The following is a 26,849-nucleotide window of genomic DNA, read 5'->3' as shown; positions in this document are numbered from 1 at the left end:
GCGTGCTGTCTCCGCCTTTCATCTGAAGTTTGTCGCGCGCCGGCCCTGCGGCTCGCCGTAATGGATGATTTCCCGTGGACCTCGACGCGCTCGCCAGTTGCCTCGCCAGTCCTGCATGCCTGGTGACGCAGACCACCAGCGGCCTGATCATCGGCATGCTGCTGTTTCTCGTTGCCGTCGGGCTGACGCTGATCTTCGGCGTCCTCAAGGTGGTCAATTTCAGCCACGGCGCCTTCTATATGTTCGGCGCCTATTTCGCGATGACGGCCTATCAGTTCACCGGCAGCTTTGCGCTGGCGATACTGAGCGGCGCCGTCGGCACCGCGATCCTCGGCCTGATCTTCGAGCGCGTCTTCATGAGCCGCGTCTACGGCCGCGACGTGCTGATGCAGCTTCTGGTCTGCTATGCCTTCGTGCTGATCTTCGACGACGTCGTCCGCATGATCTGGGGGCCCGAATTCAGGTCCATGGGCATGCCGGCCGCATTCCAGGTGCCGCCGCTGTTCATCGCCGGCGGCGTGGTGCCGCCATATTACCTGCTGCTGATCGGCGTGGCGCTCGCTGCGGCCGTGGTTCTCGGGCTGGCGCTGGCGCGCTCCAGGATCGGCAAGGTGATCCGTGCGGCTGCGCATAATCCCGGAATGGTGTCGGCGCTCGGCATCAACACCGGGCTGATCTATGGTGGCGTGTTTGCGCTCGGCGGCATGTTGGCGGGGCTGGCAGGAGCGCTAGCCGCGCCGGTGCGCTCGCTGACGCCGGGCATGGGGTTCTCGGTACTGATCGAGTCCTTCATCGTCACCGTGATCGGCGGCATGGGCTCGATCCTGGGTGCGCTGATCGGCGCGCTCCTGATCGGCCTGATCCGCTCGTTCGGATCGCTCGGCTTCCCGCTGTTCACCGAGGGGCTGATGTATCTCTTCATGGTGATCGTGCTGGTGTCGCGCCCGACCGGGCTGTTCGGCAAGGAGGTCGCATGACCGAGTTGCAGGCCGGGCAGAGCGCGCAGCCGCTCGAGGTTCCCCGGATCGATGCCAGACCGCAGCGCTATCGCGATGTGCTGATCGCGTTCGCGGCGTTTGCCGTGCTCGCGCTGCTGCCGATGCTGTTTGGCAGCAAGCAGCTGCTCGACTTCGTGATCCGCTGCGCGGCCTACGGGCTTTTCGCGACGTCGCTCAACCTTCTGGTCGGCTACACCGGGCTGATCTCGTTCGGGCATGGCATGTTCTTCGGCCTCGGCGCCTATGGTTTCGGCCTCATGATGCAGAAGACCGGCGTGCCGATCCCGGTGGCCTTCGTCGGCACGTTGGCGATGACGCTGGTCGTCGCCGTCGTCATCGGAGCGATCTGCGTGCGGCTGAAAGAGATCTACTTCGCCTTCGTCACCCTGGCGTTCCAGATGCTGATCCACTCGACCATCCTGTCGTGGCAGTCGCTGACCGGCGGCGACCAGGGCCTGCGCGGCGGCATTCCACGGCCGCCGTTCCTCGGCATCGACCTCTCGAACCATCTGCATCTCTACATCGCGAGCTGCGCGCTGCTGGTGATCGGGCTGCTGTTGATGCGACAGATCGCACAGTCGCCGTTCGGCTACACGCTGCGCATGATCCGCGACAACGCCACGCGGGCGAGCTTCATCGGAATCGACGTCTGGCGCGCCAAGCTGACAATCTTCGTGCTGGCGGCGCTGTTCGCCGCGACCGGTGGCATGATCATGGCGCTGTTCGTCTCCGGCGCCTATCCGGAATTCGCCTATTGGACGATTTCCGGCGAGGGCATCTTCATCAACATGCTCGGCGGCGTGACAACGTTCCTCGGGCCAATGGTCGGCGCCATGCTGTTCCTGATCCTGAATGATACCGTCACCCGCCTGACCGAGTATCACGGCATCGTGCTCGGCATCGTGATCCTGTTCTTTGCGATCGGCCTGCGAAAGGGCCTGATGGACTTTGTCGTCGAATGGTTCGCGCAGCGTCGCGGAGCTGCCGGGGAGCGCGCGCCATGAGTGCCAAAGGACGGATCAGCGTCGTCACCGGCGGCGCCAGCGGCATCGGCGCGGCCTGCGTCCGCGAGCTGGCGGCGGCGGGCGATCTCGTAGCGGTCGTCGACCGCGACCTCGTCAAGGCGCAGACGGTTGCAGCGGAAGTCGGCGGCAAGGCGTTTGCCGCCGATGTCGCAGACGAGCGCAGCGTTGAGGCCTGCGCCGGGGCGATCGAGCGGGACTGCGGCCCCGTCGATGTGCTCGTCAACAGCGCCGGCATCATCCAGGTGCCGGTCCGGCCGCAAGATCTGCCGATGTCCTCCTGGGACGACGTGGTGCGGGTCGACCAGCGCGGCACCTATGTCGCCTGCGTCGCCTTTGCGCGGCAGATGATCGCGCGCAAGCGCGGCAGCATCGTCAACATCGCCTCGATTGCCGGCATGCGCTCGATGCCGCTACACGCCTATGCGCCTGCCAAGGCCGCGGTGATCGCCATCACTGAGTGCCTGGCGGCGGAGTGGGGACCGTCCGGAATCCGCGTCAACGCCGTGTCGCCCGGCTACACGCTGACGCCGGCGTTGAAGAATGCCATCGATCGCGGCGAGCGGGATGTCTCCGCGCTGGCTGCCAACGCAGCGCTTCGCCGTCTCGTCGATCCCTCGGAGATCGGCCGCGTGGTCGCGTTCCTGGCGTCCGATGCGGCCTCCGCGATGACCGGCGCCAATGTGCCGGTCGATTGCGGATGGCTCGTCGCCACGTCGTGGAACAGCTATGGCGGCCTGCGGGAGGCGAGCGGTTAGCCATGCTGGAGATTCGCGCCCTCTCGAAATCCTTTGGCGGGGTCAAGGCGACCGACAATGTCTCGCTCGACTTTGCCGATGGTTCGCTCACCGCCGTGATCGGTCCCAACGGCGCCGGCAAGAGCACCTTCTTCAATCTGATCACGGGCGCGCTGCGGCCGGACGCAGGCCAAATCCTGCTCAACGGCGTCGACATGGCGGGCAAGACGCCGCCCGAGATCGTCCGTCACGGCATCGGCCGCGCCTTCCAGGTCGCGAGCATCTTCCCGTCGCTGACGGTCGAGGAGACGATGCTGGCAGCGGTCTGCGCCGACCAGCGCCGCGCCGGCGTGATGCATCGCCGTTTTCCACTGGCCGAGACGCGCGACCGCGCCGAGCACGCGATGGAGCTGCTCGGCCTCGCCAGCAAGCGCAACAGGACCGCGGCGACGCTGTCGCATGGCGACCAGAAGCTGCTCGATATCGCGCTCGCGCTGGTGCTCGAACCCAAGGTGCTGCTGCTGGACGAGCCGACCGCGGGCATGGGCACCGAGGAGCGCTGGCGCATGATCGACAAGGTGCGCGAGCTTTGGGAAAAGCAGAAGATCACCGTCGTATTCATCGAGCACGACATGGATATCGTGTTCAAGATCGCGCCGCAGATCGTCGTGCTGTGCTACGGCCGGATCCTTGCGACCGGGACGCCGGACGCGATCCGGCGAAACGATGCCGTGATCGAAGCCTATCTCGGCAGCGACGACCACGCGGGAGCGGTGGCATGAGCGCGCAGCCCGTGGTGCAGGTCGAGGACCTCGACGTCTACTACGGCACCAGCCAGATCCTGTTCGGTGTCGGCCTTTCGGTGCGGCAGGGCGAGACCATGGCGCTGCTCGGCCGCAACGGTGCCGGCAAGTCGACCACCATGAAGGCGATCATGGGGCTGGCGCCGGCGCGCCGCGGCAAGGTGACCTTGCGCGGCCGCGTGGTGTCCGGGATGAGGCCGCATCACATCGCGCGGGCCGGGCTCGGCTTCGTGCCCGAGGACCGCCAGATTTTTCCCGAGCATTCCGTCGAGGACAATCTCGTCATCGGCCAGAAGAAGGGGCCTGATGGCGAGGATGAGTGGTCGATCCGTCGCGTCTATGACGTGTTCCCGCTGCTGGAGCCGCTGCGGCACCGGATCGCCGGAAGGCTCTCCGGCGGTGAGCAGCAGATGCTGGCGATCGCCCGCACGCTGATGGGCAATCCGGTGCTGCTGCTACTGGATGAGCCGAGCGAGGGGCTGGCGCCGATCATCGTGCAGCGCATCGGCGAGCTGCTGAGGCAGCTCCGCGGCACCGGTGCCACAGTGTTGATCGCCGAGCAGAACATGCATTTTTGCCTTGGCCTTGCGAGCCACGCGACGGTTATCGACAAGGGACGGATCGTCTACACATCCTCCATCGAAGAGCTGAAGGCCAACGACAACATCCGGCAGCGCTATCTGGCGCTCTAGGGCCCTTCGAAAGTCATGGGAGGACTAATGACGGGCGAACGCAGGCTGACGCCGACGCACGAGGCGCCGTATCGCGGGCTGAAAGTGCTCGATTTCGGGCAGGGGATCGCCTCGCCCTATTGCGCGATGCTGCTCGGGGTCTATGGCGCCGACGTCATCAAGGTCGAGCCGCCGGAAGGCGACTGGTCGCGCTATCTCGGCACCACCTACGGCAATCACACGACGTTGTCGGCGGTCTACAACCGCGGTAAGCGCAGCCTGTGCCTCGACATGAAGCACAAGGATGGGATTGCGATCGCGCAGCTTCTGGCGCGCGAGGCCGACGTGCTGATCGAAGGATTTCGCCCTGGTGTCGCCGAGCGGCTCGGGCTCGGCTATGAGAGCCTGTCGCGGGACAATCCCGGCCTGGTCTATCTGTCGGTCAGCGGCTTTGGGCAGAGCGGGCCATACTCGAAGCGGCCCGGCTCGGATTCGGTCGCGCAGGCGTTCTCTGGCCTGGTCTCGGTCAATGTCGGGACCGATGGTGTGCCGCATCGGGTCGGCACCACCATCTCCGACGTCGTCACCGGCGTGTATGCGTTCCAGGCGATCGCGACGACGCTGTTCGCGCGCGCGACGGTCGGCACCGGCCGCTGGATCGACGTCAATCTCTGCCAGTCGACGTCGGCGCTGCTCGGCCACAAGGTCGCGGAGTTCATCCTCGAGGGCGGTGCGCCGCGCGCGCTCAACGTGCCGGCTGGCACCTACCAGACCCAGGACGGCTGGATGATGGTGACCTTGGTGAACGAGCCGCAGTACAAGCGGCTGTGCACCGTGATCGGCCGCGAGGATCTCGCCAGCGATCCGCGCTTCGCCGATTTCGCCCGGCGCGCCGATGCGGCCGACACGCTGATCCCGCAGCTGTGCGAGGTGTTCCTGACCCAGCCGGCTGACGCCTGGCTGACGCGACTGCACGCCGGCGATATCATCGCCGAGCGGATCCTCAGTCCCGGCGAATGGCTGCGCAACGCCCATGTCGAGGCGACCAGGGCGTCGGTGCGACACGATACGCCGGGTGTCGGTGCGGTCTACACCCCACGCACGCCGGGGATCGCGACCCTCTCCGAGGATCACCTCTGTCCCGCGCCTGATGTTGGACAGGACAGCCGCGCCGTGCTGATAGAGGCTGGTTTCGGTTCCGCAGAGATCGACGGCCTGCTGCTGTCAGGCGCGGTGCGGCAAGCCAAGCGATAATTGGAGGCAATACATCATGAGCACGGACCTCGTTCGTTACTCGGTCGCTGATCAGATCGCGGAGATCGTTCTGGATCGCGCGCCGGTCAATGCGCTCAGCATCCCCCTGATCGACGCGCTGCTGGCGGCGCTGGCAAAAGCGCGCGATGATCAGGGCGTGCGCGCCGTCATCATCAGCAGCGCCCACAAGGTGTTTTGCGCCGGCCTCGACCTCGACATCGTCAGGGGCAAGCCCGCCATCGAGACCAAGACATTCCTCGAGCGGCTGTATTTCGCACTGAACGATACCCAATATCGCATGGGCAAGCCGACGATTGCGGCGATCGATGGCGCGGTGCGGGCCGGCGGCATGACGATCGCGATTTCCTGTGACATGATCATTGCGGGCGACGGTTCGACCTTCGGCTATCCCGAGATCGATGTCGGCCTGATCCCGGCGATCCACTTCGTGCAGCTGCCGCGGCTGGTCGGAAAACACCAGGCGTTCGGCCCGTTGTTCCTCGGCGAGCCCTTCGATGCGGCGACCGCCCATCGCATGGGGCTGCTCAGCGAAGTGGTGCCGAAGGGCACTGCGCTGGAGCGAGCGCGCGAGATCGCGCGGAAGTTTGCGGCGAAGTCGCCGATCGTGATGAAGATCGGCCGCGACGCCTTCATGCGCGCAGTCGATGCTGATTTCCGACGTTCGGTCGAGAATACGGCGGAGAGCTTTGTGGTGGTGGCGTCGACGGAAGACTGCCAGGAAGGGCTGAATGCGTTCGTCGAGAAGCGGACGCCCAACTACAAGGGACGGTAAATGGCTGGATTGTATTTCGAAGAGTTCGAGGTCGGGCAGGAATTCCATCACGAGTTCAGCCGGACCGTGACGGAGATGGACAACACCCTATTCAGCCTCCTGACCATGAACCCGCAGCCGCTGCATCTCGATGCGCATTTTGCCGAGAAGACCGAGTTCGGCCAGCGGCTGTTCAACAGCCTCTATACGCTCGGCATCATGATCGGCATGAGCGTGTACGACACGACGCTGGGGACCACGGTCGGCAATCTCGGCATGACCGACGTCAAGTTTCCAAAGCCGGTGTTCCATGGCGACACCCTGAAGGCGCACACCAGGATCATCGGCAAGCGCGCCAGCAAGTCGCGGCCGACCCAGGGCATCGTCGAATTCGAGCACACCATGACCAATCAGCGCGGCGAGGTGGTGGCGAGCTGCCGCCGCACCGGCCTGATGCACTGCAAGCCGAAGGCATAGACAATGCGATCGTTCCTGTTCGTTCCCGGCGACAGCACCCGTAAATATGAGAGCGCGAAGAAGACCGCGGCCGATGCGCTGATCCTCGATCTCGAGGATTCCATCGCACCGGACCAGAAGGTCGTCGCGCGGGGCATCACGCGCGAGATGCTCGATGCGCGCAATCCGGACCAGAAGCTCTATGTCCGCGTCAATGCGCTGGACACCGATTTGACGCTCGGCGATCTCGCCGCCGTGATGCCCGGCAAGCCCGACGGCATCGTGCTGCCGAAATGCGCCGGCGCCGCCGATGTCAACAAGCTCGCGCTGTATCTCGACGCGTTCGAGGCCGCTTCTGATATCGCGCAGGGGTCTACGCGGATCGTCACGGTCGCGACCGAGACGGCGCGGGCGGTGTTGAAAATCCTCGACTTCGAGAATATGAGCCCGCGTCTCTGGGGCATGATGTGGGGCGCCGAGGATCTCGCGGCCTCGCTCGGGGCAACGCGCAACCGGACCGACGGCCGCTATCATTCCCCCTTCATCCTGGCCCGCGATCTCTGCCTGATCGGCGCGGCCGCCGCCGGGGTGGTCGCGATCGATACCATTGCCACCGACATCAACGATCTCGATGCGTTGAAGGCGGAGGCCATTGCCGCGCGGCAGGACGGCTTCCTGGCCAAAGCCGTGATCCATCCCAAGCATGTCGACGTCGTCAACGCGGCCTTCATGCCGACGGATGAGGAGATCGCGTGGTCGGAGCGGGTGGTTGCCGCGTTCGCCGGCAATCCGTCCGGGGTCGCCAAAATGGACGGCAAGATGCTAGACAAGCCGCACCTTCGCGCCGCCGAGAAGATTTTGGCGTCGCGCAGGAAATAGTCGGGAAGTTGGCTCGATCGGCGCGCCCTCGGCGATGAGGGCGGCGATCATCATCAAGCGGTTCTGACCGGTCAGACGGCGGGAAACTGCAACTCGAAGGCTGCACCCCGGCTCGAGGGCAGGAGACGGATCGAACCGCCATGGCTCACCATGACGGCTTGCGCGATCGCCAGCCCCATGCCGGTGCCGCCGCTGTCGCGGCGCGTGGTGAAGAAAGCGTCGAAGATCTTGTCGCGGTTGGCGTCGGAGATTGGGGCGCCATCATTGCTCATCGTCACTCTGACGCTGGAGGCGTCACCGGTCGCTTCGATCTCCACCGACTTGGCATTGTGACGGAACGCGTTGTCGGCCAGATGCGCCAGCACGATCAGCGCCTTCTCGCCGGACATGCCGATTGAACGGTCGAGGCAGCCGCTGGCCGCAATGGTACGGCCTGCAAAGCGGCCCTTCAGGTTTTCGATGACGGGAGAGAGCGGGGTCTGCTCGTTCTGTGGGGCGCCCTCCGCACGGGCCAGTTCGCGCAGCCGCTGGCTCATCGCATCGAGCCGCTCGACGTCGCCAAGGATGTTCGAGATGAAGCTTTGTTGCTCGGAGCGGGTCAGCGTACCCGATTTGCTCTGAAGCGAATCCTGCAGCAGCTCGGCTGCGCCCCTGATCGATGTCAGCGGCGATTTCAACTCGTGCGTCAGGTGTGCCGAGAAGGTGGCGATATAGTCGGACCGCCGCGACAGTTGCTGGGCCATGTCGAGGAAACTGTCTGAGAGCTGGGCGAGCTCACGGGTGCCATAGTGCTGCAGCGGTTGGAACGCGTTGCGGTCGCCACGGCCGATCCGCACGGCTCGATCGACGAGCTCGCGCATGGGGCGCGTGACGGTGCGTGAGAACATCAACCCGATCGCAATCGTCGCCAGCAGCACGGCCAATGTGGCGAGCAGGAACTTGCCACGCTCCTGATAGAGATGGTCGAAGATGTTGCTCGGCGTCCGCGACGTGTAGATCACGCCGGCAACGTGGTCGTTGACGATCACGGGCATCGCGGAGAAGACGTGAACACCGACGCCGCGGCTGATCGAATAGATCGGTGGTGGGGGCTTGTCGGGCATGCGGATGCGCAATGCGGCGCTATACTGGCCGTGCAACGCCGCGGCCACCTCCTCGATATGGGAAAGCGACTGTCCGACCTCCTGGCGTCCGGCGATCACCACGCCCTGCGGATCGAGAATCCGGAAGCCCGCAAGCGTCACCTTCTGGGTCTCCAGGATGATGGGCATCAGCCTGCTGCCGATCTCGACATAGGCCGGATCCGCGGGCCTGGCCGCCGGCAGCGCGTCGGGCCGTCGCCGCAGCAGGTCGTTGCCGGCGAGGTCGAGCGCGGGCCGGATCGGCGTCACCTGGTCGCCGGGATCAGGCAGCGCCTCCGGGGGGACCGCGGCGCCGAGCGGGATGCCATTGCCCAATCGTGCCTTCACTTCTTCGGCGTAGATCGCGGCAAGGACGCGGCTTTGCGCGATCAGCTCGGCCTGGGTCTGGTGAATCAGCTGGTTGTCGTAGAGGCGGAAGAAGAACAGACCCACCAGCGGCAGCAGCGCGACCAGGGCAAGCACTGTGAAGATGACCAGACCAAGCGACGGTCGCCACTTCTGGCGGGCGCGGAACGATGTCATGCCTGCAGCTCGCAGCGACCGAGCTTGAAGCCGACGCCGTGAACGGTCTCGATAACGTTGTCGCAGTTCACGGCTGCGAGCTTGGCTCTGATGTTGCGGATGTGGCTGTCGATGGTGCGGTCGGAGACCTGGATGTTGAGCTGGTAGGCCGCGCTCATGATCTGTTCGCGGTTGAACACCACCGTCGGTCGCGTCAGGAAGGCGCGCAGAATTCCGAACTCGATTGCGGTCAGGCGCAGCGGCACGCCCGCGAACGTCGCGATGTGCTGCTCGGGATCGATCGAGAGCTGCCCCCGCGAGAGCACGGCGGCCTCAGTCCTTGCCGCCGCTATCCGTGGGGTCAGCCGCCGCAGGATGACATTCACCCGCGCGACGAGCTCGCGCGGGCTGAATGGCTTGGTTACGTAGTCGTCACCGCCGATCTCGAGGCCGAGGACGCGGTCGATCTCGTCGTCGCGGGCAGAGAGGAACAGGATCGGCACATCCGATGATTTGCGGATCTCGCGGCAGACATCGAGGCCGTCGAATTCCGGCATGCCGATGTCGAGCACGATCAGGTCCGGCCGCTCGCCGGCAAACCGGGTCAGCGCCTCCTTTCCGTCGCGGGCCTCGGCCACGCTCATGCCGGCTTTCTTGAGGGCGACGCGGATGACCTCGCGGATATGCAGGTCGTCGTCGACGATGAGGATGCGGTGCGTCACGAGTCGTCTCCGAAAACCGGCGCTTCGACTATCCCGGCGCATTGGTCTGCTGCCTGTCCAGGAAACGCTGAAGCCGCCAGCCGCGAAAGCCCCAGCTGCGCCATGAGGCCATCTGCTGGCGTTGCTGTTCTACAAGGCTATTGCGGCGCGAGACAAGGACCGGGTTGGCGTAGCGGAGCTGGATCGCCCGGTCGATGGCCGGAAGGGCTTGGGGGCCGAGCTGGATCAAGTAGTCCATATCCAGATTGACGCCACTGCCCGAGGCTTCGCGACTGTGGCTGACATTGTAGTCGGCGATGACGGCGGCGAAATTAACCAGGGAGCAGACATAGAGCACGATGGTCAGTACCGACAGGTTGGTGCCGACCAGCCATTCATTCGATGCCCGCAGGACGATGCGCACCAGAATCAGGATCAGCCCGACGGCGACGAGCAGCATCCAGACGAATGCCGCGACCCGCCAGTAGGTGAGCAGGTAGGTTTGGACGTAGAGATCAAGCCGGAGCATCGAGGAGATCACCAGCAAGACATTCTGTCCGACCCAGACGTAGACGAGCGGTCGGATCACTCGCGATTGTTCGGCCGGACCGCCCGGCCGCATCGCGAGCAGAACGAAGGCCGCGGCCAGAAGCGCCGTGACGATCAACGGATAGGCGCCACGATGGGCGTAGGACGCGTAGGTGATGGCGGCAGGAAGCGTCGCGTTGCCCCAGAGATAGATCGCATCGAGAATGGTCTGAATCGAAAACAGCAGGTTGAACAGGATCAGGGAGCGCAGGATGGAGCCTGCGCCGAACAAGTCGATGAAATGATCGGGTTCGGCCGGATCCTTCGCGGAAGATCGAGGTCCGTTGGGCACGACGTTGGTGTAGTGCCGCCATTTGACATGGATGAAGGGCCAGAGCAGCGCCAATGCGAGAATCCAGAACAGCGTGCGACCGAGGCTGAGGCTGGCGGCGGGATTGCCCGGGTTCAGCTGGCTGATCCATATTTCCAGCACTGGATTGGCGGCGACGAACAGAGAGACAAACACGGTTCCGAGCAGCAATGGTACGAACCATAGGATGAAACCCCTGGTCAGGCCCGGCAGGCTGAATGCGCTGACGACATCCCGGAACAACCTGAAAGGGCTGACCAGAAAGAGGTCCACCAGCGAGGCAGCTCCCTTGGCCACACTGTCGAGACAGGGATTGGTCGTGAGAGTGAGCGCGGTGCCGAGCGTAAGAACGGCGAAGGCCAGCGAGGCTGCGTTGAACTCCTCCAGGGCAGGGAGCAACCCGGCCACAACGATCGCGCCGGCCATCAGCAGCCTGCGGCGAGCGAGGTGACCAAAGTTGGCGGCCAGTGACACGCCGGCCAGCGCGACTGCGAACAGGACCACCGAGAGTCCGGCATTCTGATCATAGAACAACCAATCGGCCAGCGCGGCGAGAGTAAGCGCGGCGGCGGCCTTGGCCGGCGGCAAGCCGTTGGCAATCGATTGGGTCTCGGTTTCCGGTGACTCAAGGCTTGTCATTGTGACCTCAGGATTGAAGGACGTTTGGACTCCGGCGGTCGCGCTGACGTCATCGACAGGTGTGCGAACGCGATCCCGGCTGCGGCATGGCGAACCTTGGGTTGGCTGCGTGCAGACAGCGGAAAGGCGATCAGCAGGAGTTCAGGATTCTTATGCAGATTGCGTGCAGAGGGGTCTTATCCGCTCGCTGCGGCGAATCCGGTCTGATACGGACGACACGTTCGGTTTGTTCACCCCCTCGTCTCCATGCAAATCATCAAGCGAGTCGGCATTGCCATGGCCTGGATCGTCGGGCTCGCATTCGTCTTTGCCGGCGTCAACCACAACGATCCCTATCTGGTCCCGCTACGCGGGACGGGCAACCTGCTGCTCGTGGTCGCAAGCGTCGCCGTCGTGCTCGTGCTGGTCTGCCGCGGCGCCCGGCGGGCATGGGCCGGGAGGCTTCTGGTCATCCTGTGGTGCCTGCCGCCACTGGCGATGCTGGCCGCGCATGGTGTGTTCGAGGTCCGCATGCACCGCATAATGCAGACTGAGCCGCTTCTTGCGCGGTCCCTTGGGCAGCATTTCATCGTCGGCTACCGGTCGTTCGACGAGGTGGCGCCGCTGGCGGAGAGCGGGTTGATTGCGGGTATCTATGTCACCGGGCGCAATGTCGCCGGCAGGGCGGTCGATGCACTGAAGGCCGAGATCGCTGCGCTCCAGGCGAAGCGGCGCGCGGCCGGGCTGCCGCCGCTGCTAGTCGCGACGGATCAGGAGGGCGGCATCGTTTCGCACCTCGCGCCGCCGCTGACGAGGCTGCCCGCGCTTGCCTCGCTGGCCGAATTGGCGCCGGAGGAGCGAACGGCAAAGGCCGAGGAGTTCGGGCGCATCCATGGACGCGAACTGGCGTCGCTCGGCGTCAACCTCAATCTAGCTCCGGTGCTCGACCTTCGGCCCGAGGCGACGCGCAACCGATTCGATTTCAATACGCTGACCAATCAGCGCGCGATCTCAGACGACCCCGCCAAGGTGAGCGCGATCGCGGGCGCCTACATCCACGGCCTCGAGTCCGCGGGCGTCAACGCCACCGTGAAGCACTTTCCCGGATTGGGCCGCGTGCGCGCCGACACGCATCATTTCAACGCCGATCTCGATACGCCGGTCGGCGAACTGGAGGCGACCGACTGGCGTCCGTTCCGCGATGTGCTGTCGACCACCGGTGCGCGCCTGATGGTCGGGCATGTGGCGGTCAGCGCTCTCGACCCGGCGCGGCCTGCCTCGCATTCGAAGGCCGTCATCGATGGGCTGATCCGGAAAAGCTGGAACTACCAGGGCCTCGTCATGACGGACGATCTGGTGATGGGCGCGATCTATCAGCACGATGTCTGCACCGCCGTCGTGGAGGCATTGAACGCGGGCGTCGATCTCTTGCTGGTCGCCTATGATGGCGCCCAATTCTACCGCCTGTTCGCCTGTGCAAGCGATGCAGCCGGTCGGGATGCGCTCGACGCCGCGATGTTGCACGACAGCGAGACGCGGCTTAAGCGGTCGCTGGCGATCGATTAGATCACCGGATTCACGAATGGGCTCCGACAGCCGATTTATGATCCTGCTGCTTCGACCACGAGACGTAGTAGGCGACTGCAATCATCGCCGCGATGCCAGCGATGCTGACCGCAGCTTGCCTCGCCACCGAGTTCGGGCCGGTGATCAGGATAAGGTGCGCGGCAAAGGAGAGGAAAACGCCCGCGCAGAATACCGCGAGCCACTCCTCGCCGCATTTGATGATCGGCTGCAAGGCGTGTGATCGCAGGTATCCCCAGTCGCGCGGCACCAGCAAGGTGAACAGGAACGTCAGGGCCAGGAAATGCAGGATGCGATGGGGTGCAACGTCCTCCTGATCGCTTGGCAGGAGCATATCGCTCAGTCCATCCGGCATCATCTGGGCGAGGGCCGGGATATCGCCAACTGAGACGATCGTCAGCGCGAGCACCAGATACGACAGGGCCGCGGCGCGCAGCGCGGGAGTGGCCTGCAGCGAGCGGATCTCTGAAGCGTACCGCCTGCCGACGAGCGCGAGCCAGCCGCCCATCACAAACAGCAATTGCCAACAGAACGGGTTCAGATACCAGTGTCCTTCCGGGTATGATGACAGATTCCAGTCGAGTACGCGGGCGGTCGCATAAAGCGCAACGGACCCGGCGAGCGTCGCGTTCGGCACATAGAGCAATCCGCACACGATAATGGGCTGGAAGGCCATCAAGGCGATAATGAGTTGCAGCACATCGAGATTGAGCGGCTTGGCTTGCAGGAACAGGCCGTAGATCAGCGTTCGGATACCGTGGTCGATGAAGCCGGTGATGTTGAACTCGCTGATGATCTCGGGCGCCGCGGTCCGGGCTGCGACATAGCTGATCAGCTCGACATAGATCACGAACAGGACGATGTAGGCAGCATAGAGCTGCCACACACGCCTGAAGATGCGGGTGGCCGCCACCAGAATTCCGCGCTCCACCGCCATCCCACTGTAGATCAGCGTCGTTGCGTAGCCGCCGACGAATACAAACAAGTCGGTGGCGCCGCTGAAGCCGAAGTTGCGCATGGTCAGCGTGTTGACGACGTTGTGCGGAATATGATCGAGGAATAGAAACCAGTTCGCGATGCCGAGCAGCAGCGCAATCCTGAGATCGCCATCGCCTGCCGCGATCCCGGCATTTTTTGTCGGAGTCATTTGAAGCAGAAATCTACCGGCCCGAGAAACGAATCGCTAATCTAAAGGGAACCCACGCCCGGTCCGAATAGACTTTGCGTGAACCCTATCTAGTCCGTTTCCGGTTCCGGCCAAGTGGCCGGCTCAAGAAAGATCACGTTTTCGAAATCACCACGTGAGCGATCTCGACGTCAGACCGTCTCGTGCTTGCGCAAGTCGCTGATGTGATCGAGCGTATTGGCTTGCATATCGGCGGCGGTGAGGGGGACCTCCGGCAGGGCCGCCTCGGCGAGGATGTCGTTCGTGACATCCTCGACCGAGCACTCGGCGATCTCGTGGATGAAGCTGATGTTGGTATATTCACCCGACGCGATGCGCGAGACGACCTCCCGCCGGGTCATTTCGGGGTCGACGATCGCTTCCCGGCCGCGGCGGCCATAGTCGATCATCACGACAAAATACTGCATGCCTGATAGTTCGATGCCTTGACTGTCATCGGTCATTATTTCCGATAATCGGAACCATGTCAAGATAAATTGCCGATAACCCGAATTCCGACGCCGCTGGTCCGGCCGATTCGGTCTGGAGGTATCCGAATCGGCCTGGTCGGCCCTGAAGTCGCGCCGCTATTTCTCCGATCGCCCCTGCGTCCGGGCAGATTTGCGGCCCTTCGCCGTCTTGCCGCGCAGCCGCTCGATCTGGCTGCGGGGCAGGGTGACGCAGATTTCCCCGATCCATTCGAGCTTTACGCCGTTAATCGGCTTGGCATTGAAGCTCTTGAGGTTGACCAGGCCGGAAGAGCTGCCGCGTTCGATCGTCTTCAGGTAACGCTCGCCGCTCTTCAGCCGGACCGCAGCTTCCTCTCCGTAGAAGCTCGACAGCGGATGGCGCTGCTCGCGATAGACCACGATGACGTCGCCGTTCTCGTATTTGGGCAGCATCGAATCGCCTGAGACCTCGAAAGCGATGGTCTCCTCGTTCATCGGAAACGGAAGTTCGACCTCGCCGAGACCCTCCGGCGGGACCTGCTCGAGTTCCGGCTCGATCGAGGCGCCGGCGCCGACCCGGCCCATGATCGGCACCGAGTTCAGCTCCAAATATTCGATGATCGGGGCGATCTCCGATGCCTTGATCAACCGTATCCCCGACAGAATCTCGGATACCGCCCCGGCCCGTACCCCCATTGCGCGGGCAAGCCCGCCCTTGCTCTTGCCTGTCTTTTCCAATGCTCGTTCGATCAGTGCCGCGTCCAGCATGTTTCATCCTCTCCAAACCCTGCTGTATCCATACCGTTACGATTATCAGAATTCAAGCTTGACTTTTCCTTCGGAATATCGGAAGTTATGCAAGGCGCCGGCGGAATGACAAAAATGGGAATCTGGAATGGAAATGACGAACTGGCTGCCGGAGCATTCGGCAGCCCTGCAGGACCTGCGCGCCCGCGGCTTGTCCTACTCGGAGATCGCTGACACCATCAACGCAACCTTCAACACGGCCTACACACGCTACGCGGCCCTCAGCCGGGCCCAGCGCATGGGGTTGGTGGGCCTCGAACGGCTAGAGCCGTCGCTGCCGGGGGGCCTCGACCCGCCGAAACCGTCCCTGCCGAAGCTCCCGGGCATCGGGCGCCTGCGGGAGGGGCGGGCCGAGCTGAAGCCCGATCTGCTTCGCTGGCCAAAGATCTTCGCCGAAGCGGTGGAGATGCCCCAACTTCGTTGCGCGGCGGTCGTGCCGCGGCACCTTTCACTGCTCGACCTGAAACGCGGCGACTGCCGCTATCCCTATGGCGGGGATGCCGAGGGCGAGACGGTCACCTTCTGCGGTCATCCGTGCCGGCCGGGTACGAGCTACTGTGCACCGCATTTTCACCTGAGCCGCGATCCGGAGGCCTCGGCGAGGCCGGTATTGAACGACGCCTGGCTTCAGGCCGTCGGAGCCATCTGAGGCGATTCACCTCCCGACCGCCGGACTTCGGTCCGCAACCGCAATCGCGCGGATGACTCCGCGCGCTCATCACCAGACATTTTGGCGACCAGCAATGCCGCGAGCCAAACGACGGAAACCGTACGATCCCGCCGGAGCGCACGATCGACGCTCCCAGGATCTGCCCTTCAATGCCGAGGTGGCGACGGTCGAGATCGACGACCCCCTTGCGCTCGAGCCGGGCGACAAGATCGTTGCGTTCCGCTCGATAAGCAACGATCCGCTCGGCCGGTTGCACGCGCATCGACAGATCGACGATACGCAGTATCGGAGCGGCAGGGCCTTCCAAAACGATTGGGAGAAGGCCGAGCGTGGCCCTCGCGCGGTGGACACGACGCGCGAATACGTCGACGGCGGTCAGCAACGCGAGCCGATCACGGAGGGGCAGCGTCAGGCGACCCTGCGGTTGAATCGTGCCGAGCATGAGCTCGGCGCCGACGGCTCGGCGCTGGTGCACGACGTCCTGATCCTCGGCATGACCATGGAGCAGGTTGGGCAGCGGCGCGGGCTGCGCACGCAGCGCTGGCAGGACTATTTTGCGCGGCGTCTCAAGGAATGCCTGGATCGGCTGGCGCTGATGTACGGGCTTGCCACGCCGAACAGGGTTCCCGTGAAGGACCATCGATGCTGATTTGAAGTGAGGTTGCTTACGTGCCGGTTGCGACGCAGGCGTCCGGCACGGCAGCGCGTCATCACATTGCAGGACTGTGCCTGGCCTCACATTGCGCACCATCCTTCGTGTATGATGGGCGTCGTATTCGGCCAGGCCGTGAAGAAGGTCGACAGCGGCGCGGACTCTCATGTAACTTCGCCCACGCCTATGACCTGCCTGCATTCGAGCGAAGTGTGATGGCCTCGGGTGCCGGCAATGGGTCTGGCGCGTCACCTCAAGGGAGTTCGCAGCGGCTACGCCTCTCCATATCTTCCTCCTGCATCACGAACATCACGAGCAACGCAACGTGGGTCGATGCCGGCGCGGAGCCCCAATCAAATTCACCCAAGGAGAACCGACCGATGAATCACACTGGAAACTGCTTTTGCGGCACCGTCGAACTCAAGGTCACGGGAGAGCCCGAGGCGATGGGCTACTGCCACTGCCGCTCGTGCCGTTCCTGGTCCGGCGGTCCGGTGAATGCGTTCAGCCTCTGGAAACCTGAGGCGGTTGAGGTCACCAAGGGCGCCGACCATATCGGGACATTCGAGAAGACGGCGATGAGCCAACGCAAATATTGCAGCAAGTGCGGCGGTCACCTGATGACCAACCATCCGACGCTTGGGCTCGTCGACGTCTTCACGGCAACGATCCCGACGCTGAAATTCAGCCCTGGCGTGCACGTCAACTATGCCGAGGCGGTGCTGCCGATACGCGATGGTCTGCCGAAGTTGAAGGATTTTCCGGCCGAGTTCGGCGGGTCCGGCGAAATGATTGCCGAATAGCACGATGGTTCTCGATGACGAAAGCGGGTGGCGGCCGGACGCCGCCACCCGCTCATCTACATTCCGTCACTGCCAGGCGCCCTGACAAATCCGGTATCCGGCAGGTTTCCTTGACATTCGAGTCGTCCGACCGTGTCGGCACTGCCGGCACCGCGGCAATCCTCGTGGCCGATGACAGCCATGTCAGGCGAAGGTCCCGCCCTGCAAAATCCGGGTTTGGTTTTGGTGACGGGCTTCCGCTAAAAAGGCGCGCAGCGCCGGTCCTGGGAGGGCCGTCGTATTTCGCCTGACAAAATAACAGAGGAAGCGTCAGATCATGACCGGACCAGAATTGCCAGGGCGCGCGCCGCGCGGGGAGGGAGTTCCGACGGCGCTCGATGGGCTGCTGGTTGTCGATTTCACCCGCGTTGTCGCCGGTCCGGCCTGCACGCAAACGTTGGCAGACTTCGGGGCCGAGGTCATCAAGATCGAGAACCCGGACGGCGGAGACGATACGCGCGCTTACGAGCACGCCGAAATCGGCGGAGAGAGCGCAGCTTATCTGAGCCTCAATCGCAACAAGCGCGGCATTGCGCTCGATTTCAACAATCCGTCCGCGCTCGAAGTCGCACGTGCGTTGATCGCCAAGGCCGACGTCGTGGTGGAGAATTTCTCCGGCGGCGTGATGAAGAAATTCGGGCTCGACTATGCGTCGGTGGCGCCGACCAATGCGCGGCTGATCTATTGCTCGATCTCCGCTTACGGCCGCAAAGGCGATTTCGCGCTACGTCCAGGTTTTGACCCGATCACCCAGGCCGAAAGCGGCTTCATGTCGCTCAACGGCTTTCCGGATGGCGAGCCGGTGCGCACCGGGCCGCCGATCGTGGACATGGCAACGGGCATGTCGGCCTGCAACGCGATCCTGCTGGCGCTGATCGCGCGCGATCGGCTCGGACGCGGTCAGCAGGTCGAGGTTGCGTTGATCGACACCGCGGTCTCAATGACCGGCTTCTACGGCATGGCCTATCTCATCAACGGCAACAACCCCGGCCGTTTCGGCAATTCTCCGAACGGTTCGCCGACCGTCGGCGTCTATCGCGCGTCCGATGGTCCGCTTTACATGGCCTGCGCCAATGACCGGCTCTATCGCCGGTTGGTCACCGACGTGCTGGAGCGTCCGGATCTCGTCACTGACCCCGAATTTGCTCACCGCAAGGCCCGGACGGCCAACAAGGAGAAGCTTCGCGCCATCATTGCCAGCGTGTTCGCGAGCGACACGCTCGAGCATTGGATGGCGAAGATGAAGAAGGCCAACATTCCGGTCGGCTATCTGCGGACGGTCGAGGAAGGGTTCAACGCACCCGAGGTGCGCGATCGGCATCGTCTGAGCAGAATCGCGCATCCGACTGCCGGTTCGGTTCCGAACATCGAGTCGCCGGTCAATATGAGCCTGACGCCGGCGGTTGATCCTGTTGCGGCCCCGCTGCTCGGTCAGCACACGCGGGACGTGTTGAGCAAGACGCTTGGCTATGACGACCGGCGCATGGCCGCCTTAGCCGAGGCGGGCGCGTTCGGCAACGCCGGGAATACCGGCTAGCGTGATTGGCCTGCACCGAAGATCGAACATTCGCAAAGCAACCTGAGCGCAGGCGAGAGGCAAGCCTCTCGCCTCGCAGGACGTCGTTCAGACGTCACAGGCTTCCGGCGCATGCCGGCGGCCTCGGAGCCGGAACCGGTCCGTTTCGCGAGTTCAGTTCGGCTTGCTACGCAAGTTGTTCCTTGGCATACTTTCAACTTCCTCGGGCTCCGCCCGATCAATCTCGAGGCGGGCCATCCGGAGTATGAGGGTTGCCGTGGTCAGGCCGAGGCGTTCAGCCTCTTGCGCTGCGGTGTCGACCTTCTGGGCCAAGCCTTCACGTTTACCTGGGTATGCCATTCGTAATCCTCACTTAAGGTGCGAGATGAAAAATCCCACATATGTTGCAGAGCTGCAGAACAAGCTCGGAGCTCCATCGAGCGAAACACTGGAAAGCCTGCGACTGTTGAAGGCTTTCCTTCGGCTTGCGCCCGACCAGCGTTCCGAGGTCATCGAGCTGGTCGAACGTTTGGCGGTTGAACCGCCGCGCGATCCTTCACTTTCCTGAGGTGTTCGCGTTTTCCCTGGATGTCAGTTGTTCATTGGCTTGGCCGGCGGCTGCGTCGCGATCACGTAGATCGCGCCGCCCTCGAGCGCCTCGGATTGATGTCGGGTGCCGGCAGGCAGCAGGATGGTGTCGCCGGCGCCGACGACCCGTTCGCCGCCATCCCAGATGAAGTTCAGCCGGCCGCTGATAATCATCAGGATTTCATCGACCGGATGGGTATGGAAGTGATGGACCTTGCCGGTCGCATCATGCTGCAGCTCGACGGAGCCCTGCGCCGGGAGCAGGTTCAGGATCTCCGGATCGATGGCAAATTCGGTCTTCGCGCCTGCGATGATCTGGGTCATGCTGCCTGTTCCTTGTTCGCGATCGGTGGCGTCTTGTTCTGTGCGAGCTTGGCGAAGGGGCAGCCGGCGCTCGCATTGTTGTCGTCGTCCAGGAAGTACTGCAGGTACTCGCGGCCGTCGGACGCGCCGTAGCGGCCAAGCAGCGGCGAGGGGCTCGCGCTGTCGTAAGGGATCAGGCGCTTGCGCACTTCGGCGAACGCGGCGTTCGCCGCCTTCTCCGTCCCGAGAATCTTCTCGAACACCCAGCGCGGCTGGAAGGTGAGCATGAAGGCGCTGGACCGGCGGCTCTGGCGCATCACATGCGCGGGCGTCGTGCACACGACGAAGATCGGCTCGCCCGCAAACGAGAACTCCCACATCGGATGGTCGATCTGCTCGGGAATCTCTGATGGCCAGGGGTTCTTGTCCAGCCGCGCAAGCTGGTCGAGCGTCAGCCACATCTTGCGATAATAGGCGTCGATCGTCTGCACCGGGCGGGGCCGCGTGAAGACGATCAATGAGGTGTTGGGGCCGAACGAGCGCGCCTCCGAGACATATTGTCCGAGCTGTTCGCCAAGCACCGCCACATCATACGGATCGAGGAAGAGGTAGCGGAGCTGGTCCTGGCGATGTCCGGTCACCCCGAACACGCAAGGGAACGGCCTCGCCTCGCTGCTCATCTGCGCTTCAAACTCGGAAAACATCACGCTTTGCCAGCTGCTGACCGGAAAGTTTGACGCGACTTCGCCTTTTCTCAAAAACAAGCGCTCCATAACACCCCCTCGACTCCTAACGACACTAACGAGCTATCAACTTGCTTCTCATCAGCAGCGGCCCGGCAATGCCCGGCAGCGACATGAGAAGCAGAATGGCAATCAAGGCGCTGTAGCCGCCATCACCGATCACGGCCGTGTTGTGCACGGCGTCGGTCCCGGAGGCGCTGCTGGCCGCAAGCATCGCGAAGCCGATGATGGGCTGCGCGACGCCGGCGAAGATGCCGGCAGCCGTGGTATTCACGGAGGCGCCGACACCGATCAGGTCCGCCGTGTACAATTTCTTGACGCATTTCAGCACCAGCGGAACCGTGCCGCCGGCGACGAGGCCCAATGCCGTGAACACGACGGTGACGTAGGCAAGACCAAACGTTTGGGCGATCGGCGGCAGCAGCATCGCAATCAGGAGCATGCGCAGCGCGCAAATGCCGATCAGCGCGCGGTCGAGTACCGCGGCGGCACGGTCGGCGGCATGACCGAGGAAGATCGATCCGAGCGCATTGCCGATCATGAAGGCCAGCAGCGGCGTGCCGGCGGCCGTCGGTGAGATATGGAAGAAGTGCGCGACCATCGGAATGCCCCAGACGCCGGACAGCGTCGTCACGACCGCGAAGTGCGAGGCAAACGTCATCGCGCAACCCCAGTTCGCGACATGGGCCAGCGCTTGCCGTGCCGCAATGGCAACGCCCTTCAGCGTCTTGTTGCTGTGCGAGACCGGATCCGGCTTGAGCGCAAGCTTGGCGAAAGCGAGATTGGCAAGTCCGATGCAGGCGATGAACAGGAAGCAGGACCGCCAGCCAAAGCCCGAGACCGCGGCCGCAAGCGGCGTGGTCGCGATCACGCCGCCGACATAGCCGGACACCTGCGAAATGCCGGACATCATGCCGAACCGCTCGTCGGCGAAGCTCTGCGCGACGAGCTTCAGCAGTGCGGTGAAGACCAGCGCGTCGCCGCAGGCGACGATCAGCCGAGCGGCAAAAACGTCGAGCAGGTTCGGTGCGAGCGCGAATGCGGCGCTGCCGAGCGACGAGGCGATCATGCTGGCCAGGACCACGCGCTTGACGCCGAAACGGTCGACCAGAAGGCCGGCCGGAATCTGCATCAAGGTGTAGCCCCAGAAATAGCTCGAGGCGAGCATCGCAACACCGGCCGCGTCGGTGTCGAAGTCGTGCATGAAGCTGAGGCTCATCGATTGCGGCGACACGCGTTGCAGGAAGGCGATGGCATAGGCGATCGCCACCGCCGTCCAGGCGAGATAGGCGCGATCGGTGAAGCGCGACGTCGGGACGTATACCGCCTGTTGTCCGAGCATCGACATCAAACCCTCGCGTAACCGACAGAGAAAAGGGCATCCGCTGAATTCGGAATCTTGCGCGACATCGCGGCGTCGACCAGCGATGCGGTGCCATGGTAGGTCTGCCGATGGTGCTTAATGTGGCCGTAGGCGCCGCGCATGATCATGTCGGGAAGTTCGAGCGGCTTGCCCGGATAGAGCGAGGTGCACATCTCGACACAGGCCGCCTGCAACGCGGGATCCTGTGCATCGTCGAGCAATGATGGAGACACTTTTTCGCAAATCTTAGCGTTCGCTGCCCACACGATCGGATTGCGGGTCCGCCAGCCGTAGAGGACGTTGCCGTCGGCTCTCGCAGCGGCGCCCGAACATTTCAGGACTTCCGACGTGAAGAAGCCGTACAAGCCGCGACCCTGGTGCGCCGGCAGCACTTCCGTGCCGCTGCGGTAGATTCCCAGTCCTGCCGACATCTGCAGGATGCGGTAAACCGAGAAGGCCACGAGGCTCGAGCCGTCATACACGAGGATCAGGCTGTACCTCTTGTCGAAGGGCGAGGAGGTTGCGGTCCAGTGCGGCTCGCGGGCTTGCCAGTTGATGGCAATGATGCCGTTCATGGCGTCCATCAGCGGCTGACGGTCGCAGGCTTCGATCCGCGAGGCGTCGGGTAGATTGTAGATCGCGTAATCCGCCCAAGGCGATTTGATCGCCTCGTATCCGCTGCCCAGATTTCGCGACATGGCAGAACTCCAGAATTCCATCGCGACCTATACAGGGCAGCCTCGAATGGCTTAAAGGACAATATGCCCTCGAAAGCTGCCAAAGCGCCCCGGCCGGAGCCGCGCGACACGAAAGCCACGCGGCGGATCGCAATCGTCGCCTTTCCGGGCGTGACCTTGCTCGACATCTCCGGGCCCGCCCAGGTATTCGCGGAGTTGGAGGCGATCGAGCTGCCCGGGCCGGACTACTCGCTGTCCTACCTGTCGGCGTCCGGTGGGTTGGTGCCGACCGATGTCGGCATGATGATCGACACGGCGCCGATCGACAGTGTTGCGCCCGCCGAGGTCGATACGCTGGTGATCCCTGGTGGGCCGGGCATCTGGAAGCTCCGCAACGACGCCAAGTTGATGAACTGGATTGCGGAGGCGCTGCCGAAGGCGCGCCGTATCGCATCGGTATGCCTCGGCGCGTTTGCGCTGGCCTGGACCGGAATCCTGGACGGCAAGCGTGCTGCAACGCACTGGCGGTATTGCCCGCGCTTGCAGGACAGCTTCCCCAACATCCGTGTCGAGCCCAACGCGATTTTCGTCAAGGATGGGCGGGTCTGGTCATCAGCCGGCGTCAGCGCCGGTATCGACCTCGCGCTCGCCATGATCGAAGAGGATTTCGGCCACACCACCGCGCTCGATGTCGCACGCCGGCTTGTTGTGTTTCTCAAGAGGCCGGGCGGTCAGAGCCAGTTCTCGACTGTGCTCGCGGCCCAGGCGTCGGACGTCGAGGGGCGCTTCAGCGCGCTGCACGCCTGGATCATCGAGAACATCACTGACGACCTCAAGGTCGAGACCCTCGCGGAAAAGGCCGGGATGACGCCACGCACCTTTGCCAGGACCTATGTCAGCCGCACCGGCATGACGCCCGCAAGCGGCGTCGAGGCGCTGCGCGTGGAGACCGCGCGCCTGCTGCTCGAAAGCCGCCAGATCGGCGGCGTGGTCGAAGTCGCCAAGCGCGCGGGATTCGGCGATGACGAACGAATGCGGCGGGCCTTCCTGCGCCACCTCGGCGTGTCACCGACCGAGTACCGAAACCGGTTTTCGGGCAGCTAACTCGCCTCCGACTGGCTCAGTCCGGACGCCGGGCGCTTGGTGTCGAAATTGATCTATCTCACGAGCGAATAGCTGGCCTTCGCTGGCCGGAGTCGATGTTCAAGGTGGTAGCTTTTCCGGTTTGTCTGCGGCTAATGTGCCGGCCAAAATCGGGAGAAGAAACACCATGAATGACGGGACCCCCATTCGACAGACGCGCAATGTCGAGCTCGGCGCCAGCGGCGAGGAATTCCAGAACCTGCACGAATTCGCGCAGAAGGCCCGCGCCAAGCTGAACCAGAACGCCTGGGATTATATCGTCGGCGCCTCGGAGACCGAGACCACGATGCGCCGCAACAGAATGGCCCTCGACGAGATCGCGTTCCGGCCGCGCGTCCTGCGCAACGTCATCGATGTCGATCCTTCGGTTGAGGTATTCGGACGCAAGCTCCGGCTTCCCGTGATGATCGCCCCGGTCGGCGCGCTCGAGATCTTCGATCCCGATGCGGGCGCAGCCGTTGCGCGCGGAGCTGGAACGTTCGGCGCGGCGCATATGCTGAGCTCGGTGTCGGAGCCGGGTCTGGAGAACACGGCCACGGCCGCGCCTGACGCCTTGCGCATCTTCCAGCTCTATGTTCGTGGCGACGACGCATTCGTCGAGGACACGGTCAGCCGTAGCATCGACAACGGTTATGCCGCGTTCTGCCTCACCGTGGACACCGCCCATTACAGCCGGCGCGAGCGCGACATCGCCAAGCGCTACGTCCGTGAAAGCCGCATCCGCGCAACCGGCGGCGATTTCCAGAAGGGTCTGGAATGGCGGACCGTGAAGTTGATCAAGGACAAGTTCAAGATTCCGCTGATCCTCAAGGGCATCGCCACCGCCGAAGATGCAAGGATCGCCCTCGATCACGGGGTCGACTGGATCTACGTCTCAAATCACGGCGGACGGCAGCTCGACCACGGCCGCGGCTCCATGCATGTGCTGCCTGAGATCGTCCAGGCCGTCGCGGGGCGAGCCAAGATCATGGTCGACGGCTCGTTCTGCCGCGGCACCGACATCGTGAAGGCCATCATCTCGGGCGCCGACCTTGTCGGGATCGGTCGCCTGCAGTGCTGGGCGCTCGCCGCGGCCGGCGAGGCGGGCATTGTCCGGATGCTTGAATTGCTGGAGGATGAGGTGATCCGGTGCCTCGGGCTGCTCGGCGTCACCAGCTTTGCCGAACTGGACAAATCCTATCTTCACCCGGCGCTGCCGACCAATCTGCCGAGCGTGTTCAGCGCATTCCCACTGCTTGACATCGATCCCTACCGCTACTGAACCACCGCGAGGGACGTACGAAGCGATAGCGCGATTGGGGCCCACGGGCGCCTCGGTCGCGCCAGGTGTCATCAATCTGTGGTGTCCATGAAGCCGCCGCGGCAAAGACAAAGTCTGATCCAAATGCCGCACTAGTCGAGGCGGATGGCAGATAATCCATTCGCTGAGTTTTCACTTGAACGCGCGATCGGCTTGCGCTGGACCCTGCGGGATATCCAGGCCCGCCGGCTCGGACTGTCCCCGATCAGCGACGAGGATTTGCGTGTCCTGACCGAGCTTGGTCTGGTCGAACTGCATGACGACGAGCCCGTGCTGACGCCGACGGGAGCTGCGGTGTTGAGCGACTGAACGGGTAGCCGCGTAGCGCCTTATCCCTTCCGATGGAATCGGAACGGGGCTCTAGATTCTTATTGTGACGCGGTTTCTTCACGCGAACCGGTATCCACTTCGCGTGAAAACGCTTTATCGCGCGTTCAGGAAGCTTTCCCCGGAATTGCAGGGCGTGCACTGATAGGTCAGCACGTCGTAGACTTGGTCGCGCGGCTCGATCAAGGTCAGCCGCATTTGCGTGCCGCATTTCATGCACGGCATCTCGATACTGGTCTTGAATCGGGTGCAGGTCGGTGTCGGACGAACGGCGCGCAGCATCGGATCCCCTTATTCCCCAAGAGACGCGGACGCGACCAACGAAGAAAGTCGAATCACTATGCCACAGTGCTGACATGATTGGAATCGGCTACGTATGCGTCTGGCCCCGGCTAGGTAAATTTTCCTCGGAGGCTGGAACGAGCGGGCCTGTCATGGCTGGCGATCCGGCGCTGACGCCGTCACAAACTATGCTAACCTTGCCCCACGCTTATTTCAGGGGGCGCGATCATGATTGAGCCGAAGCTTGAAGTTCCCGCCGAGTTGCGCGATCTCGCGGAAAAGACCATCGACCAGGCCGAAAAGGCCTTCAGCCTGTTCTTTGACGCCGCGAGCAAGTCGATGACGGCGATGCCGGGCACCGGTACCGAGATTTCCAAACAGGCGCTGTCGTTCACCGAGCAGAACATGAAGGCGGCGTTCGAGCATGCGCGCAAGCTCGTGCACGCGACCGATCTGCAGGAAGCGATGCGGATCCAGTCGGAGTTCCTGCGCAGCCAGTTTACCAACGCAGGCGAACATATGCGGCAGATCAGCGGAAGCGTCATGTCCGCAACCAAGGACGCCACCAAAGGCAAGTTCTAGGGCGGCTTTCGCGGCGCATCGAGCCTATTGCTTTGACGCGTTTTCTTCACGCGAACCGGCATCCACTTCGCTCGAAAACGCTCTAGCGCCGGCGCGCGACGGCAACGCCGAGCAGAAACGCGACGAACAGGCTGGCGAGCGGCGCTTCGCGCGTGACCGCGCTCACCGTGGCAAGGGCTCCGCCTGGCCGGCGTGAGCTTGCGATCGCATCGCTGAGCCGATCTGCAGCCGCTCGCAGTCCGTCCGACACCTCCGTGATGGTGCGCGAAACGTCCGTCGCGGTGTCGATCGCTCGCTCACCAAGCGTGGGCTGCAGCGGGGACTCGGGTGTCTCGGAGCTCATGTGCGGTGCCGCGATCTCACTAAAGGTCAGGTGGCCGCCACCTCTTCTATCCGCGCGTGCG

The 26,849-nt window shown here is 63.6% G+C and carries 31 protein-coding genes; 19 read left to right on the top strand and 12 right to left on the bottom strand.

Annotated elements, in window-relative coordinates:
* The first annotated feature begins 74 nt into the window (after nt 1–74).
* From HAP48_RS48110 to HAP48_RS48070, 9 genes are read left to right on the top strand one after another with little or no spacing between them, the layout of a single operon-like run.
* Complete coding sequence (locus HAP48_RS48110; RefSeq protein ID WP_166207894.1) at nt 75–977, top strand: branched-chain amino acid ABC transporter permease; 903 nt, start codon at nt 75–77, stop codon at nt 975–977.
* The gene (locus tag HAP48_RS48105) at nt 974–2,002 is read left to right on the top strand and encodes a branched-chain amino acid ABC transporter permease (RefSeq protein ID WP_166207891.1); all 1,029 of its coding nucleotides are present in this window, start codon (nt 974–976) and stop codon (nt 2,000–2,002) included. The genes HAP48_RS48110 and HAP48_RS48105 overlap by 4 nt, the downstream gene beginning before the upstream one ends.
* Complete coding sequence (locus HAP48_RS48100; RefSeq protein WP_166207888.1) at nt 1,999–2,778, top strand: SDR family NAD(P)-dependent oxidoreductase; 780 nt, start codon at nt 1,999–2,001, stop codon at nt 2,776–2,778. The genes HAP48_RS48105 and HAP48_RS48100 overlap by 4 nt, the downstream gene beginning before the upstream one ends.
* Before the next feature lie 2 nt (nt 2,779–2,780).
* On the top strand, nt 2,781–3,539 hold the full coding sequence (locus HAP48_RS48095; RefSeq protein ID WP_166207885.1) for an ABC transporter ATP-binding protein: 759 nt from the start codon (nt 2,781–2,783) through the stop codon (nt 3,537–3,539).
* The gene (locus HAP48_RS48090) at nt 3,536–4,252 is read left to right on the top strand and encodes an ABC transporter ATP-binding protein (RefSeq protein ID WP_166207882.1); all 717 of its coding nucleotides are present in this window, start codon (nt 3,536–3,538) and stop codon (nt 4,250–4,252) included. The genes HAP48_RS48095 and HAP48_RS48090 overlap by 4 nt, the downstream gene beginning before the upstream one ends.
* A gap of 27 nt (nt 4,253–4,279) precedes the next feature.
* Complete coding sequence (locus HAP48_RS48085) at nt 4,280–5,485, top strand: CaiB/BaiF CoA transferase family protein (protein WP_166207879.1); 1,206 nt, start codon at nt 4,280–4,282, stop codon at nt 5,483–5,485.
* Nucleotides 5,486–5,501: 16 nt separating this feature from the next.
* A complete protein-coding gene (locus tag HAP48_RS48080) occupies nt 5,502–6,278 on the top strand; it encodes an enoyl-CoA hydratase/isomerase family protein (protein ID WP_166207876.1) in 777 nt (258 codons plus the stop codon).
* Nucleotides 6,279–6,734: a MaoC family dehydratase gene (locus HAP48_RS48075; RefSeq protein WP_166207873.1), complete on the top strand. Its 456-nt coding sequence runs from the start codon at nt 6,279–6,281 to the stop codon at nt 6,732–6,734.
* A 3-nt stretch (nt 6,735–6,737) separates the two neighbouring features.
* Nucleotides 6,738–7,592, top strand: coding sequence for an HpcH/HpaI aldolase/citrate lyase family protein (locus tag HAP48_RS48070; protein ID WP_166207870.1), 855 nt, complete (start codon nt 6,738–6,740; stop codon nt 7,590–7,592).
* Nucleotides 7,593–7,663: 71 nt separating this feature from the next.
* Here the strand turns inward: HAP48_RS48070 and HAP48_RS48065 are convergent, their stop codons facing one another.
* The 3 genes from HAP48_RS48065 to HAP48_RS48055 are packed head-to-tail and all read right to left on the bottom strand — an operon-like array spanning nt 7,664 to nt 11,473.
* Nucleotides 7,664–9,256, bottom strand: coding sequence for an ATP-binding protein (locus tag HAP48_RS48065; RefSeq protein WP_166207867.1), 1,593 nt, complete (start codon nt 9,254–9,256; stop codon nt 7,664–7,666).
* The gene (locus HAP48_RS48060; RefSeq protein WP_166207864.1) at nt 9,253–9,957 is read right to left on the bottom strand and encodes a response regulator transcription factor; all 705 of its coding nucleotides are present in this window, start codon (nt 9,955–9,957) and stop codon (nt 9,253–9,255) included. Before HAP48_RS48060 ends, HAP48_RS48065 begins: the two co-directional genes overlap by 4 nt.
* 28 nt (nt 9,958–9,985) lie before the next feature.
* Complete coding sequence (locus tag HAP48_RS48055) at nt 9,986–11,473, bottom strand: DUF4153 domain-containing protein (RefSeq protein WP_166207860.1); 1,488 nt, start codon at nt 11,471–11,473, stop codon at nt 9,986–9,988.
* Between the two features lie 246 nt (nt 11,474–11,719).
* On the opposite strand from HAP48_RS48055, the gene HAP48_RS48050 reads away from it, so the two are divergent.
* On the top strand, nt 11,720–13,018 hold the full coding sequence (locus HAP48_RS48050; protein WP_166207857.1) for a glycoside hydrolase family 3 N-terminal domain-containing protein: 1,299 nt from the start codon (nt 11,720–11,722) through the stop codon (nt 13,016–13,018).
* 10 nt (nt 13,019–13,028) lie between these two features.
* Here the strand turns inward: HAP48_RS48050 and HAP48_RS48045 are convergent, their stop codons facing one another.
* From HAP48_RS48045 to HAP48_RS48035, 3 genes are all read right to left on the bottom strand, one after another.
* Nucleotides 13,029–14,183: an OpgC domain-containing protein gene (locus HAP48_RS48045; RefSeq protein ID WP_166207854.1), complete on the bottom strand. Its 1,155-nt coding sequence runs from the start codon at nt 14,181–14,183 to the stop codon at nt 13,029–13,031.
* 170 nt (nt 14,184–14,353) lie between these two features.
* On the bottom strand, nt 14,354–14,629 hold the full coding sequence (locus tag HAP48_RS48040; protein ID WP_166215849.1) for a hypothetical protein: 276 nt from the start codon (nt 14,627–14,629) through the stop codon (nt 14,354–14,356).
* Nucleotides 14,630–14,788: 159 nt separating this feature from the next.
* Nucleotides 14,789–15,418, bottom strand: a complete 630-nt coding sequence (locus tag HAP48_RS48035) for a LexA family transcriptional regulator (RefSeq protein ID WP_166207851.1) — start codon at nt 15,416–15,418, stop codon at nt 14,789–14,791.
* 127 nt (nt 15,419–15,545) lie between these two features.
* On the opposite strand from HAP48_RS48035, the gene HAP48_RS48030 reads away from it, so the two are divergent.
* From HAP48_RS48030 to HAP48_RS48010, 5 genes are all read left to right on the top strand, one after another.
* Nucleotides 15,546–16,106: a GcrA family cell cycle regulator gene (locus HAP48_RS48030; protein ID WP_166207848.1), complete on the top strand. Its 561-nt coding sequence runs from the start codon at nt 15,546–15,548 to the stop codon at nt 16,104–16,106.
* A 94-nt stretch (nt 16,107–16,200) separates the two neighbouring features.
* Nucleotides 16,201–16,776 carry a DUF6456 domain-containing protein gene (locus HAP48_RS48025; RefSeq protein ID WP_166207845.1) on the top strand — a complete coding sequence of 192 codons (576 nt, stop codon included), beginning with the start codon at nt 16,201–16,203 and terminating at the stop codon, nt 16,774–16,776.
* Between the two features lie 383 nt (nt 16,777–17,159).
* Entirely contained in the window at nt 17,160–17,582 is a 423-nt protein-coding gene (locus HAP48_RS48020; protein ID WP_166207842.1) for a GFA family protein, read from the top strand.
* Between the two features lie 313 nt (nt 17,583–17,895).
* Entirely contained in the window at nt 17,896–19,158 is a 1,263-nt protein-coding gene (locus HAP48_RS48015; protein ID WP_166215846.1) for a CaiB/BaiF CoA transferase family protein, read from the top strand.
* A gap of 364 nt (nt 19,159–19,522) precedes the next feature.
* Nucleotides 19,523–19,705, top strand: coding sequence for a hypothetical protein (locus HAP48_RS48010; RefSeq protein ID WP_092115610.1), 183 nt, complete (start codon nt 19,523–19,525; stop codon nt 19,703–19,705).
* 23 nt (nt 19,706–19,728) lie between these two features.
* Here HAP48_RS48010 and HAP48_RS48005 read toward each other — a convergent pair whose 3' ends face one another.
* The 4 genes from HAP48_RS48005 to HAP48_RS47990 all read right to left on the bottom strand — a co-directional run bounded on the left by HAP48_RS48005 (nt 19,729) and on the right by HAP48_RS47990 (nt 22,832).
* Nucleotides 19,729–20,049, bottom strand: coding sequence for a cupin domain-containing protein (locus tag HAP48_RS48005; protein WP_166207839.1), 321 nt, complete (start codon nt 20,047–20,049; stop codon nt 19,729–19,731).
* Complete coding sequence (locus tag HAP48_RS48000) at nt 20,046–20,732, bottom strand: YqcI/YcgG family protein (protein ID WP_224496868.1); 687 nt, start codon at nt 20,730–20,732, stop codon at nt 20,046–20,048. Before HAP48_RS48000 ends, HAP48_RS48005 begins: the two co-directional genes overlap by 4 nt.
* Before the next feature lie 94 nt (nt 20,733–20,826).
* Nucleotides 20,827–22,119 (bottom strand): MFS transporter, encoded by a 1,293-nt coding sequence (locus tag HAP48_RS47995; RefSeq protein ID WP_166207833.1) that lies wholly within the window; start codon nt 22,117–22,119, stop codon nt 20,827–20,829.
* Nucleotides 22,119–22,832: a hypothetical protein gene (locus HAP48_RS47990; RefSeq protein WP_166207830.1), complete on the bottom strand. Its 714-nt coding sequence runs from the start codon at nt 22,830–22,832 to the stop codon at nt 22,119–22,121. Before HAP48_RS47990 ends, HAP48_RS47995 begins: the two co-directional genes overlap by 1 nt.
* 63 nt (nt 22,833–22,895) lie before the next feature.
* Between HAP48_RS47990 and HAP48_RS47985 the strand changes: the two genes are divergently transcribed.
* From HAP48_RS47985 to HAP48_RS47975, 3 genes are all read left to right on the top strand, one after another.
* Nucleotides 22,896–23,915, top strand: coding sequence for a GlxA family transcriptional regulator (locus HAP48_RS47985; RefSeq protein WP_166207827.1), 1,020 nt, complete (start codon nt 22,896–22,898; stop codon nt 23,913–23,915).
* Between the two features lie 166 nt (nt 23,916–24,081).
* Nucleotides 24,082–25,215 carry an alpha-hydroxy acid oxidase gene (locus tag HAP48_RS47980; protein ID WP_166207824.1) on the top strand — a complete coding sequence of 378 codons (1,134 nt, stop codon included), beginning with the start codon at nt 24,082–24,084 and terminating at the stop codon, nt 25,213–25,215.
* A 144-nt stretch (nt 25,216–25,359) separates the two neighbouring features.
* On the top strand, nt 25,360–25,563 hold the full coding sequence (locus HAP48_RS47975; RefSeq protein ID WP_166207821.1) for a hypothetical protein: 204 nt from the start codon (nt 25,360–25,362) through the stop codon (nt 25,561–25,563).
* A gap of 114 nt (nt 25,564–25,677) precedes the next feature.
* Here HAP48_RS47975 and HAP48_RS47970 read toward each other — a convergent pair whose 3' ends face one another.
* Nucleotides 25,678–25,863, bottom strand: coding sequence for a hypothetical protein (locus HAP48_RS47970; RefSeq protein ID WP_029079997.1), 186 nt, complete (start codon nt 25,861–25,863; stop codon nt 25,678–25,680).
* Between the two features lie 228 nt (nt 25,864–26,091).
* On the opposite strand from HAP48_RS47970, the gene HAP48_RS47965 reads away from it, so the two are divergent.
* Nucleotides 26,092–26,445: a phasin gene (locus HAP48_RS47965; protein ID WP_029079996.1), complete on the top strand. Its 354-nt coding sequence runs from the start codon at nt 26,092–26,094 to the stop codon at nt 26,443–26,445.
* A gap of 82 nt (nt 26,446–26,527) precedes the next feature.
* Here the strand turns inward: HAP48_RS47965 and HAP48_RS47960 are convergent, their stop codons facing one another.
* A complete protein-coding gene (locus HAP48_RS47960; protein WP_166207818.1) occupies nt 26,528–26,788 on the bottom strand; it encodes a hypothetical protein in 261 nt (86 codons plus the stop codon).
* Nucleotides 26,789–26,849: the final 61 nt, after the last annotated feature.

The organism is Bradyrhizobium septentrionale, assembly GCF_011516645.4.
Lineage (GTDB): Bacteria > Pseudomonadota > Alphaproteobacteria > Rhizobiales > Xanthobacteraceae > Bradyrhizobium > Bradyrhizobium septentrionale.
This window is presented reverse-complemented; position numbering and strand designations above follow the sequence as displayed.